Consider the following 10,412-nt stretch of genomic DNA (forward strand, 5'->3'; position numbering starts at 1 on the left):
CTTTCCCCTTGTCTCAGACGTTATCCCATCCGGAGAGTATTTCGATCAGTTCAGACAGCGAATAACGCACCGCTTTTTCCACCACATCCTGACATTCACCGGAAAACAGCACGGTGCGGGTTTCCGTCTGTCCGCGAATATTCCAGCCGAAGCAGACCGTACCGGCTGCCGTGCCATCGTCTCCGCCTTCCGGTCCCGCATAGCCGCTGATGGCAACACCAATATCCGCCTCGGCAATATCGCGAATTTTAGCGGCCATCTCAGTAACCGTTTGTTCACTGACGGCGGTGAAGCGCTCAATCGTTTCGTGCCGCACGCCGAGGATCCTCTCCTTCGCCGCATCGCTGAACACCACCATGCCAACGTCATAAAATTCCGCCGTGTTCTCTTCAGCGCAAAGCGCAACCGCGAGATTACCCCCGGTGCAGGACTCCGCCGTGGTTAGACGCAGTCCTCTTTCTGTGAGCGTCGTGGCAAGCTTTTTCGTCAGCTCGCTGATGGTCGTATTATTATCGTGAATAAGGTTGCTCATGGATGTGCCCCTTAGTTAATTTTCTTCAGGAATAATTGAAATATGGCCGTTACGCTCAAGGATCGCGTACTTAATATCCTTTAATTCCGTTATGCCGTGGTTCTGGCGTGCTGAAACCAATATATCATCGCAGGATACATCGACTTTTTTCAGTTTATCCGCAATGGGAATACCATTCTCTACCAATATCACCGGGGTGCCATCAAGAACATTCTCAACAGAAGAAGAATATTTTTTAATCAGGCCAAAAATAATATCCACCACCACCAGCGTTGTTATTGTAATCATCGCACCGGTGACGGAAAAATCTTCGCCCAGTAGCGCCTGCTGTGTCGCCTCACTGATAATTAAGAGCAAAATAAGGTCAAAGCTGGTCATTTGCAGCAGGGCGCGCCGTCCGGCGACTTTAAACACGATCACCAGAAACAGGTATATTGCCAGGGCACGAAAAACCATGTCCATATTCGACTCCTAGGGGTAAATAAACTGCCAGAAGCGGATATCTGGCCCGTTGTTTACGCGGATGCTGTTTGTCCATTTCCCTGCTTTTGTCGGCGTGATGAACAGCAGGACGGTGAACTTATCGCTCTGTTTCAGATTGTCGTAAACGAGAAACAGGGTGTTCCCCCGGCTATACATGCTGTCCGGCTGCGGCCAGACGCTGCCCGGCTCATATACGTCGCTGCTTTCGCTGGTCAGGCTGAGAATATATTTACCCTCAGACGTCACCGGAAACGTCAGCGTCATCCGCGATTCGGTCTGGCGGCGGCCGAAGCGCTCATAGCTCAGGTTCAGGGATTTTGCTTCGTTTGTTTTCTCCACGTCGCTAACCGCACCGCTGGAAAACAGGCCGGCTAACGCGGCCACGATAATACCTAACAGTACAATAAAACCCACCTGACGAAATGCATACTCAAACGTCAGTAAACGATAACTCTCTTTTATCCCAGGCACTTTTTCATTTTTTGGTTCCATGGCTTTTGTCACCGTTTCGCTTAATTGCCGAAATTTTTGATTTTTCTACGCAAATGCTTTTAAGACTTATCACATTTGCCACATAAAGGAATAGCAACAATACTTAATAAGTCAAGACATCCAAAATGAAGGATATCAGATGAAATTATCAGTGATTTCAGCCTTGTTAATATTAATTATCCCTTCCGCATGGGCAGATAATAACGGCGGGTTACAAAAGGGTGAAGCGCCGCCACCGCCGCATGCCCTGGACAGTGGTTATCGTGGTACCGATGATGCGCGCATTATGACCATTACTCAGGCAAAAGAGATGCATGATGGCGCCTCTATTTCATTGCGCGGCAATCTTATTGATGGCAATGGCGATAAATACGTATTCCAGGATAAAACCGGGAAAATCGACGTTATTATCCCGAAAGCCGTATTTGACGACAGAACCTTGGAACCTGACAACATGATCAGTATTAGCGGCTCGCTCGATAAAAAATCATCCCCACCCGTAGTGCGGGTCAGCCACTTGCAAAAATAATTCAGCGAAGCGTTAACGCTGTAACTATCCATCAAATCTCACCCCTAACAAGGAGTTAGCTATGAGTGATAATGAACAACGTACGAACGCTTACCCAACGCCACCTTTCCCGGAGCAGCCCCAGACGCCACCGGGCCTGGCCTCTGAAATGGACCCTGTTCCCGATCACGGCGAGACAAGCTACAAAGGGCATGGCCGGCTTACCGGTAAGAAGGCGCTAATTACCGGGGGCGATTCCGGCATCGGACGCGCGGTAGCCATTGCCTATGCCCGCGAAGGGGCAGATGTCGCCATTAACTATTTGCCGGAAGAGGAAGAAGACGCTGCGGAAGTGATCGCCCTGATTAAAGCGGAAGGACGGAATGCCGTCGCGCTTCCGGGCGATGTGCGGGACGAAACTTTTTGTCAGAACCTGGTGGAACAGGCCGTCGGAAAACTGGGCGGGCTGGACATCCTGGTGAATAACGCAGGCCGCCAGCAGTATCGTGAGACGCTGGAAGAACTGACCACGGAAGATTTTGACGCGACCTTTAAAACCAACGTCTATGCGCCTTTCTGGATCACAAAGGCGGCGTTGCGCCACATGAAAGCTCCCGCTTCCATCATTAACACCTCATCTGTACAGGCGGTAAAACCGAGCGCCGTACTGCTTGACTATGCGCAGACCAAAGCCTGTCTCGCGGTGTTTACCAAAGCGCTGGCGAAACAGCTGGGTCCGAAAGGGATCCGCGTGAACGCGGTAGCGCCCGGACCTTACTGGACCGTGCTCCAGCCCAGCGGTGGGCAGCCACAGGAAAAAGTGAAACATTTTGGCGAGAGTACCCCTCTGGGACGCCCGGGACAGCCCGTGGAGATCGCACCGCTGTATGTCACTCTGGCCTCGGATGAGTGTTCATACACCTCCGGGCAGGTCTGGTGTTCAGACGGCGGCGACGGCGTCATCTAGCGCTCAAGCAGCGCAGAGTGTAGGCCGGGTAAGGCGAAGCCGCCACCCGGCAAATTGTTGTTGGCTAATGCTAAAAGGCTGCGAAAGCAGCCTTTTTTACTTTTAAGGGGTGACGACAGGAAACCAGAAACTGAAGCTCTCCATGCAGCGCAGCATTTCGTCTACCTTCGCGGCGTTGCCGACGATCGTCACCTCTCCTGCCTGTTGCGCCTTTTTCAGCGTGGTTTCCTTAAGGATGATTTTGTTCAGCGTTTCGCGGCTGAGCGTAATGGTTGCATCCGGATCTTCTGCCTGGATATTGGCACTGTGGTTTAGCACGCCATTCTCCAGCTCCAGCTTATACCTGCCGCCCTCGCGGCCTAAATCAACGTTAAAAACGCCTCTGGCATTCGCCGCTCTGACGCCGTTAAGGTGAACGCCGAAGTAGTCAAAAATCATCTCAGTCGACATGGCACGGACCGCATTCGGGCTGGCGGTTTTGGGCGTCGGCTTTATCTTCACGCCGTTACGCAACTCTTGCGCACCGGTGAGGTAGGCGTTACGCCACGGCCCTGACTCCGCATGGTATCCCAGCTGTTCAAACGCATCGGCTTCCAGTTCGCGCGCCGCCTTATTATTCGGATCGGCAAAGACGACTTTACTGACCACCTGAGCCACCCAGCGATAATCCCCCCGGGCATAATCGACACGGGCTTTTTCAAGGATTGCACGGGCTCCGCCCATGTAATCGACATACTTTTTCGCCGCCTCGACCGGAGGCAGTTCATCGAGCGTCGCCGGATTGCCGTCGAACCAGCCAAGATAGTAGACATAGGTGGCTTTGACGTTGTTGCTTACCGAGCCGTAATAGCCACGGCCTGCCCAGGATTTAGCCAGCCCGTAAGGCAGGGCGAAATTAGCGGCTATTTCATCCCTCGTCAGCCCCTTATTCGCCAGTCTGAGCGTCTGGTCGTTGATATAGCGGTAGATATCACGCTGGCTTTTCATCAGCTTCACCACTTTTTTGTTACCCCACGTGGGCCAGTGGTGCTGCGCGATAATGATTTCCGCTTTATCACCCCAACGATCGATGGCGTTATTGATGTACTTTGACCATGCCAGCGGATCGTGTATTTTCGCCCCGCGCAGCGAGTAGGTATTGTGCAGGGTGTGAGTGACGTTCTCTGCTGCTTCGATCAGCTTTTTCTCTTCCACATACCAGAGCATTTCAGACGGCGCTTCCGATTCCGGCGTCAGCATAAAGTCATAGGTGAGACCGTCAATGACCTCTTTCTGCTCCTCTTCGGTAATAGAGTGAGTGGGCGCGATGAGCGTGACCGTTCCGGCTGAGGTGGTAGTCCCCAGACCTGCCCCCACCTGCCCCTTCACACCGGGCTTCAGCAGGTTTCCGTGGATATAGCTGGCACGGCGGCTCATGGCGTTTCCGGCCATGATATTTTCCGATACCGCCTCTTCCATAAAACCGGCTGGCGCATAGACTTTCACTTTGCCGGACATTACCCCGGCTTCATCAATTACGCCACGCACGCCGCCATAATGATCGACGTGGCTATGGGTATAAATAACGGCAACAACCGGACGTTTGCCGCGATGCTTAACGTAAAGATCCATACCCGCTTTAGCCGTTTCCGCAGACACCAGCGGATCGATAACCGTGATCCCCTCTTTGCCCTCTATGATTGTCATATTCGACAGATCGAGGTTGCGGATCTGGTAGACGCCTTCCGTGACTTCAAACAGACCGCCGATATTATTCAGCTGCGCCTGACGCCACAGGCTCGGGTTGACGGTATCCGGCGCTTTTTGCCCTTCTTTGATAAAAGCGTATTTCTGGGGATTCCAGATAACGGCGCCTTTTTCACCTTTAATCACCGCAGGTGGCAGCGGGGCAATAAAGCCTTTATGCGCATTTCGGAAATCGGTTTTATCAAAGAAGGGCAGTTGACCATAAAGTGCATCATTCATTTGTTTCGTATGGGCAGTGGCTTCCTTCACCTCCTTTTGTGCCAGGACAGGCAATGAGATCAACGAGGCCAATAGCAGACCAGCAACGGCCATCGCACTAACGAGAGTTTTAAATTTCATACATCCTCGAGGCGTCATATTCACGCTGGCGGTACATGGGGGGAAAGGAGGCTATCACCGGGATTTTCTTTTACCTATGGAAATAACGTTTATAAATAAATAAGTTTATTCTTTCGTCGCTGCGGCCTTCAGGGATAATGCTGAGTCCAATTATTTCCCCGGAGTGATTCGATGAAGAGCCTGCCGTTCTTTTTCGCTATATTAAGTCTGAGCACATTAACAGCATGTAGCTCTCCACCACCAGACAACGTTGAAAAGATTAATCATCTGCAAATTCCGCTGGTATTACCGGGGGAAAAACCGCCGCTGGCACAGATATCTCATATCGCGTCTCTTTATCAGGAAAATAAACAGCAGATCGATAACTTAACGCGCAGCGTAAAATCACAGTATCTTCAGGACACTACCGCAAAAGAAATTTTTGTTGCGGACAGCGCTGTTCAACGCGTTTACGCCTCGCTGACCAAACTGGAACAGTTAGATATGGTTAATCAGCAATACCTGAAAGACAATAATGTCACGGGCCTGCAAAATATTCATATTATGCTTGAACCGTTATTCGCCAGCTGACAACAAAAAACCCGGCAACATAGCAGCCGGGTTTTTCTTAATCGCCATATCACATGCATCAGTCGTACTGACCAAAGCGATAGCTAAGCCCTGCGGTGACGGAACTCAGGTCGCTGCTCACACCGATCTGGTTTGCATTACCCACATTGCTTACCCACTGATATTCCAGGCGGCCAGCCCAGTTTTTATTGAAGGCGTATTCAGTACCCACAGCTGCAAGCGGGCGCACACCGGTTTCAAAACGATTGTGACCACTTACATCGGATTCAGCGCGATAGCCCATCGCCCCGGCACGGCCGTAGATATCCCAGTCATTGGTCAAGGCATAGCTGGCCTTCAGGGACATTTGCAGACCCTGCGTCTTCATTTGCGCCCCTGCACCATGCTGACCCTTGATCTGCATGTTGCCTAAATAATCATAACCGCCTTCTACCGCAAGCCATGGGGTAATCTGGTAACCCGTATAAACACCCCCACCGACATTATCATGGTCAAAATCGAAGTGGTCGGAATTATTGTTATCAAACGCTTTTGAACCCATATTGGTATCAAAATAGTGTGACCAGCCGAATTTCGCTCCGCCATACCAGGTGCCCGCATCAGCGGCGGCGAACGCGGAAGTGGCGGTAAACGCATTAACCATAATCAAAGCGAGAACTGTCTTTTTCATAAATATACCGTTTACTTAATAAAGATAAAACTTAGAAAGCAAACGATATAGAAAATTAACAGCCTCGTTAATTCCATTTCTGTTTAATTTTAAACTTCCCCTAGAATGATTCAGGTAAGTGTCTGACTTCAAGCAAATACCCACCGCGCTTAAAGGAGATATATTCTCCCTGTTTAAGGGCGGATAATACATTGAGTATACTACTGCGAGAAAGCAGCGTACGATCCTGAATATATTCCAGTATCGTGGTACGCAAACGCGTCTCCTCCGGGAGCAAAATCATTTCCTGAAGGTGGTTACGAATAACGGAATAGGTACGCTGCTGGAGTACCTGCGCATCACGGAATATCAAATAGGCCGTATGGTATGAGAGCAGCGCTGCGACATCCTCCCAGACGCCCTCGGCACGGAATAACTCGGCCGCCTTGTCCGCATCGAGACGTAAAATGGTCGACTCCCTTTCCGCACGGAGAAAATGGCCTTGCGTAGGCTGGATCATCTCAGCAATACCAAACAAATGCGGCTCGTAAACGGTCACGACCACCAGTCCATCCGATGTCCGCAGCAGGGACAGCTCCCCTTCCAGAAAGAGGTACATCTGCTGTTTCCCCTTCCGTAACCAGGTGAGTCGCTTACGTGGAACAACGTGCACTTTCTCCGCTATCGGCTCAAGGATAGCGGTCAGTCGTTCGATGGATTTTTCGGGTCGAACAGGCGGTAAAATATGCATGGTACAACCTTCTGACATTCAGTATCTGCCATTATAGACCATATATTTTAAGCGGTTAGCCGATCAAAACTGATAGCTGTAGTTGACGCTGGCAAACCAAAGATAAGGATGGTCGTAACTTCCGGCAAACGCCACCGGCGATTTCACATGCGACGACTGCATATGAAGATACGACACGGCAATACCAATATTGCTGGCCGGGGTGATCTGATACTGGGCTCCCGTACCAAATCGCCACTCATCGCCGGTAGGTAAGGTTAAGGCCACATCGCTCTGGCTTTCATACGGCGAGCTATCGAACGCCACACCGGCATTCAGTCGCCACTGAGGCGTTGGACGATACTGCACGCCCACCGCACCGTGCCACGTGTCCTTCAGGCGGCTGACGTTGTTAAGCTGCTGGTCCCCGACGACGATTTGCGGCGCGCCGAACTGGCTCCAGTCCTGCCAGCCGAGATCGCCCATAACCGACCACTGCGGGTTAATGTCATGCACAAGGCTGAGCATAATTTGCTGCGGCGCGCTGATTTGTGCTGACACCGGCAGGTCGTAGGTGCCGTTCTGTAGACGCGCGTTGCCGTCAATATTGAAGCTGTAGTCCGTTTCGCTGTTCCAGGTAATACCAGCTCGGGTCTGGTCAGTTAGCTGCATCAGCAGCCCAAGCCGATAGCTCATGGCCAGGTCTTCATCGCGTCGCCGGTAGTCATCATCGTTAACGCTGCGAGTCAGCGAGAAGTAACCGTAGTTAACGTTGGCGGACGCGCCAATCGAAAGACGGTCGTTAAGCTTATAGGCCAGCGAGGGGCTGAGCGTCATGGCTACCATGGTACTCTTTTTAATCAGTCTGTCGCCCGCCCAGCTGCCGTAGTCGATCCCCAGGCCGTAATTACCGTAAAGCCCGACCCCGGCATAAAGATCATCGTTTATCTTCTGACTATAAAAGGCGCTGGCATTCGGGATGGTTTTCATCACATCGCCGGGGCTTTGATGGGCATCGTTATCCAGCTGGTTGTCGATGGAGCCATCCATAACCTGTAACCCACCGGTGACCATATGATCCGGTAAGCGAGTCATGCCAGCCGGGTTGGTCATAATTGTAGAGGCATCCTGCGCACGAGCCGCCTGCCCTGCTCCGGCAAGCGCGGTATCTTCGGTGCCAGCTTCATAAAAATAGAGGGCGCTGGCATGGGCACTGGAGGCAGCTAATAAGCCAGCGCACAGGAGGAGTCGTGTTTTCATCTGCGATCCGGGAAATAAAAAATTTGCCGACAGATATAACAGGGGCGATTGATTACGTAAAAAGAAAGAGGGTTTAATTTTAAATTATGCGCGCGCGTAATTATATTTATGACACTCCAGCGACAGCCGGAACAAAGGCACCGTGATTCTGCATGCACCAGGAGAAGAATTTCTTACAATGCCGTTTGTACTCGTTCGGCTTAAGACAAGCGTTACTCACTACTGGGATCGCTCTTATCCTCTCGCATGGATTCAATAAACTCCCGTTGCTCCGGTGTGAGTTCAAGCTCATCCAGCAGGCGATCTAACTCTTCTTCAGGCGATTCCTTTTGATTCTTTCTCTTCCCGCTAGCCATACTCACCCTTGAGTTATTAGGATTAATCTCAGGGTATCCAGGGTACAGGAAATGTGCAACTTAGCGTGTTATGCCATGAGTGATTCGTTGTTTAGCAAAAGCAGACTAAAAGCATATAAAATCACCTTTTACGCATAAAAATTCAGTGTTAGCATGGAGGTACATAATTTTTTTCTGGAGATGGCTATGCTGGACATAACTCATTTTGGGCTTTTCGTCCTATCTGTATTTCTCCTTTCCGTTACACCTGGGCCTGATATAGCCTACGTGGTAGGTCAAAGCGTGGTTAATGGAAGACGAGCGGGAATTATCTCTGCCGCTGGTGTAGCATTAGGTAGTTGCACACATGCAATTGCAAGCGCTGTGGGATTAACCGCGTTGATAACAGCATCTCCGATGATGTTCACCATCATTAAGTCTCTCGGTGCGGCTTATCTGGTGTATCTCGGTAGTAAGATGATTTGGGGAACGCTGACAAAGCAAACCACGAATCACAACGAAGCTGAACGCGTTAAGGCAAAAGCGACTTTGACGAGTCTACTTACTAAAGGTTTCATAACTACCTTAACCAACCCGAAGGTACTGTTATTCTTCATCTCCTTTTTCCCTCAATTCGTTGCGCCTGGAAGCGAGCACCAGACAGCTTCTTTTCTACTCCTGGGAATGACCTACGCATTAATCGCTTTTATGACTGATTTAACGTTCGCCGTACTTGCAGGTAGTGCAGCCGGAACCGTTTCGCAAAACAGAAGGTTGCAGAAAATACTGGATAGAATTGTTGGTGTAACATTCATTGGATTAGGGCTCAGATTGGCGTTTACACGCCGTTAAGAATATGGGGCGTTCAGCCCCTTATTCTTTGGGATAAGAAAATACAGCAGTGACTAAATGTGACCCTGATTTATCAGATTGGACGTCATAGGCGAAGTTATACCGCTCTCCAGGTGTAAACTTAAATCCAAACACAGGAAGACACCCGCCCTTTTGAACATACACGGGCTTGTCATCAAAAATCTTGTGAAGAGAGTCGCTATTATCACTGTTGATTTGGATAGCAGTGATCCGTTCCTGTGGCTCCAGTGGTGACAACACACAAACTTGATTATCTTTGATTAATGCCGTTGAAGATTCACGATCTACCATTCGATCACCAGGCCCAGGGCATCCCGTTAAGATGAACACAACACCCAGCAACATTTTGTATTTCATGTTTAACGCCCCTGTACATCCCCATGCGCCCAGGCCTTTGGTAATAAGACCACTTACTAATCCCATAAACCAGCAGTAACCAGTAATCAGCTAAAATAGAGGCTTGCTGTTCAAGAGAGTAATCAGTGAGCTTTTCTTTATCCAGCCTGTAGGTATATTCAGCAGCCAAGTAGGACTTGCTCGAAAACTGGAGCCTGGAGATTATTCCGCTGGTTTTCACACGATTACTATCGCAATGTCAGCACAATAAGCACTCTTAAGATAACAATGAAGATTATCGGTTATGGCGTTAAAGCAAAAGTGATTTTCGACCTGTTAACAGCAGAAAATGGAACCCGTTAATCCTTTGTATTTTTTCGATAACGCCAGGATTTATAGGAAATTACCGGCGGCTGTGCGAAGGACATAATGGCAACCCCAAAGATCATCGCCAGCCCCCGTGCAGCTGCTCTATCAGGTGAGCTGAAGACGAAAAGTAGCAGTAGGGTAAAGGTACACACAGCCACCACTCCCGCCAGGGTAACAAATCGTCTAGCGAGGTCATTTATGGCTGACCTGCTCCCCGTTGATT

General features: G+C 50.1%; 14 protein-coding genes and 1 pseudogene. 4 read left to right on the plus strand and 11 right to left on the minus strand.

Annotated elements, in window-relative coordinates; genetic code table 11:
* Positions 1-13 precede the first annotated feature (13 nt).
* Genes CKK19_RS12120 through CKK19_RS12130 form a run of 3 tightly spaced genes read right to left on the minus strand, consistent with a single transcriptional unit; the run spans position 14 to position 1,507 of the window.
* A complete protein-coding gene (locus tag CKK19_RS12120; RefSeq protein WP_022649268.1) occupies positions 14-532 on the minus strand; it encodes a 2-oxo-tetronate isomerase in 519 nt (172 codons plus the stop codon).
* Positions 533-547: 15 nt separating this feature from the next.
* Positions 548-994, minus strand: a complete 447-nt coding sequence (locus CKK19_RS12125) for a DUF421 domain-containing protein (protein WP_022649269.1) — start codon at positions 992-994, stop codon at positions 548-550.
* 9 nt (positions 995-1,003) lie between these two features.
* Positions 1,004-1,507, minus strand: a complete 504-nt coding sequence (locus tag CKK19_RS12130) for a hypothetical protein (protein WP_023298530.1) — start codon at positions 1,505-1,507, stop codon at positions 1,004-1,006.
* A 139-nt stretch (positions 1,508-1,646) separates the two neighbouring features.
* Between CKK19_RS12130 and CKK19_RS12135 the strand changes: the two genes are divergently transcribed.
* Both CKK19_RS12135 and CKK19_RS12140 read left to right on the plus strand, forming a co-directional pair.
* A complete protein-coding gene (locus CKK19_RS12135) occupies positions 1,647-2,036 on the plus strand; it encodes a YdeI family stress tolerance OB fold protein (protein WP_063854314.1) in 390 nt (129 codons plus the stop codon).
* Between the two features lie 61 nt (positions 2,037-2,097).
* The gene (locus tag CKK19_RS12140; protein ID WP_022649272.1) at positions 2,098-2,982 is read left to right on the plus strand and encodes an SDR family oxidoreductase; all 885 of its coding nucleotides are present in this window, start codon (positions 2,098-2,100) and stop codon (positions 2,980-2,982) included.
* Between the two features lie 102 nt (positions 2,983-3,084).
* Here the strand turns inward: CKK19_RS12140 and CKK19_RS12145 are convergent, their stop codons facing one another.
* Positions 3,085-5,067, minus strand: a complete 1,983-nt coding sequence (locus CKK19_RS12145; protein ID WP_063854315.1) for an alkyl/aryl-sulfatase — start codon at positions 5,065-5,067, stop codon at positions 3,085-3,087.
* A gap of 171 nt (positions 5,068-5,238) precedes the next feature.
* Here CKK19_RS12145 and CKK19_RS12150 point away from each other — a divergent pair, with 171 nt between their 5' ends.
* Positions 5,239-5,637, plus strand: a complete 399-nt coding sequence (locus CKK19_RS12150) for a hypothetical protein (RefSeq protein WP_063854316.1) — start codon at positions 5,239-5,241, stop codon at positions 5,635-5,637.
* Between the two features lie 58 nt (positions 5,638-5,695).
* Here CKK19_RS12150 and CKK19_RS12155 read toward each other — a convergent pair whose 3' ends face one another.
* The 4 genes from CKK19_RS12155 to CKK19_RS12170 all read right to left on the minus strand — a co-directional run bounded on the left by CKK19_RS12155 (position 5,696) and on the right by CKK19_RS12170 (position 8,632).
* Positions 5,696-6,307 carry an outer membrane beta-barrel protein gene (locus tag CKK19_RS12155; RefSeq protein ID WP_022649276.1) on the minus strand — a complete coding sequence of 204 codons (612 nt, stop codon included), beginning with the start codon at positions 6,305-6,307 and terminating at the stop codon, positions 5,696-5,698.
* A 100-nt stretch (positions 6,308-6,407) separates the two neighbouring features.
* Entirely contained in the window at positions 6,408-7,037 is a 630-nt protein-coding gene (locus CKK19_RS12160) for a winged helix-turn-helix transcriptional regulator (protein ID WP_022649277.1), read from the minus strand.
* Positions 7,038-7,100: 63 nt separating this feature from the next.
* Positions 7,101-8,276, minus strand: a complete 1,176-nt coding sequence (locus CKK19_RS12165; RefSeq protein ID WP_063854319.1) for an OmpP1/FadL family transporter — start codon at positions 8,274-8,276, stop codon at positions 7,101-7,103.
* A gap of 212 nt (positions 8,277-8,488) precedes the next feature.
* The gene (locus CKK19_RS12170) at positions 8,489-8,632 is read right to left on the minus strand and encodes a hypothetical protein (protein WP_023298535.1); all 144 of its coding nucleotides are present in this window, start codon (positions 8,630-8,632) and stop codon (positions 8,489-8,491) included.
* Between the two features lie 186 nt (positions 8,633-8,818).
* Here CKK19_RS12170 and CKK19_RS12175 point away from each other — a divergent pair, with 186 nt between their 5' ends.
* On the plus strand, positions 8,819-9,463 hold the full coding sequence (locus tag CKK19_RS12175; RefSeq protein WP_023306874.1) for a LysE family translocator: 645 nt from the start codon (positions 8,819-8,821) through the stop codon (positions 9,461-9,463).
* A 21-nt stretch (positions 9,464-9,484) separates the two neighbouring features.
* Here CKK19_RS12175 and CKK19_RS12180 read toward each other — a convergent pair whose 3' ends face one another.
* From CKK19_RS12180 to CKK19_RS12190, 3 genes and pseudogenes are all read right to left on the minus strand, one after another.
* Positions 9,485-9,841: a putative T6SS immunity periplasmic lipoprotein gene (locus tag CKK19_RS12180; protein ID WP_063146499.1), complete on the minus strand. Its 357-nt coding sequence runs from the start codon at positions 9,839-9,841 to the stop codon at positions 9,485-9,487.
* Positions 9,780-10,007 (minus strand): annotated as a pseudogene (locus CKK19_RS25385) (hypothetical protein); the annotation flags it as partial. The gene CKK19_RS12180 and the pseudogene CKK19_RS25385, both read right to left, overlap by 62 nt.
* Before the next feature lie 172 nt (positions 10,008-10,179).
* On the minus strand, positions 10,180-10,412 hold a 233-nt coding region (locus CKK19_RS12190; protein ID WP_225455145.1), incomplete at its 5' end, for a hypothetical protein.

This window comes from Enterobacter sp. CCUG 70166 (assembly GCF_020224095.1).
GTDB lineage: Bacteria > Pseudomonadota > Gammaproteobacteria > Enterobacterales > Enterobacteriaceae > Enterobacter > Enterobacter intestinihominis.

Excerpts from the sequence above, each read along its gene's own strand:
- CKK19_RS12120 (WP_022649268.1), bottom strand. The coding sequence starts at position 532 with ATGAGCAACCTTATTCACGATAATAATACGACCATCAGCGAGCTGACG.
- CKK19_RS12125 (WP_022649269.1), bottom strand. The coding sequence starts at position 994 with ATGGACATGGTTTTTCGTGCCCTGGCAATATACCTGTTTCTGGTGATC.
- CKK19_RS12130 (WP_023298530.1), bottom strand. The coding sequence starts at position 1,507 with ATGGAACCAAAAAATGAAAAAGTGCCTGGGATAAAAGAGAGTTATCGT.
- CKK19_RS12135 (WP_063854314.1), top strand. The coding sequence starts at position 1,647 with ATGAAATTATCAGTGATTTCAGCCTTGTTAATATTAATTATCCCTTCC.
- CKK19_RS12140 (WP_022649272.1), top strand. The coding sequence starts at position 2,098 with ATGAGTGATAATGAACAACGTACGAACGCTTACCCAACGCCACCTTTC.
- CKK19_RS12145 (WP_063854315.1), bottom strand. The coding sequence starts at position 5,067 with ATGAAATTTAAAACTCTCGTTAGTGCGATGGCCGTTGCTGGTCTGCTA.
- CKK19_RS12150 (WP_063854316.1), top strand. The coding sequence starts at position 5,239 with ATGAAGAGCCTGCCGTTCTTTTTCGCTATATTAAGTCTGAGCACATTA.
- CKK19_RS12155 (WP_022649276.1), bottom strand. The coding sequence starts at position 6,307 with ATGAAAAAGACAGTTCTCGCTTTGATTATGGTTAATGCGTTTACCGCC.
- CKK19_RS12160 (WP_022649277.1), bottom strand. The coding sequence starts at position 7,037 with ATGCATATTTTACCGCCTGTTCGACCCGAAAAATCCATCGAACGACTG.
- CKK19_RS12165 (WP_063854319.1), bottom strand. The coding sequence starts at position 8,276 with ATGAAAACACGACTCCTCCTGTGCGCTGGCTTATTAGCTGCCTCCAGT.
- CKK19_RS12170 (WP_023298535.1), bottom strand. The coding sequence starts at position 8,632 with ATGGCTAGCGGGAAGAGAAAGAATCAAAAGGAATCGCCTGAAGAAGAG.
- CKK19_RS12175 (WP_023306874.1), top strand. The coding sequence starts at position 8,819 with ATGCTGGACATAACTCATTTTGGGCTTTTCGTCCTATCTGTATTTCTC.
- CKK19_RS12180 (WP_063146499.1), bottom strand. The coding sequence starts at position 9,841 with ATGAAATACAAAATGTTGCTGGGTGTTGTGTTCATCTTAACGGGATGC.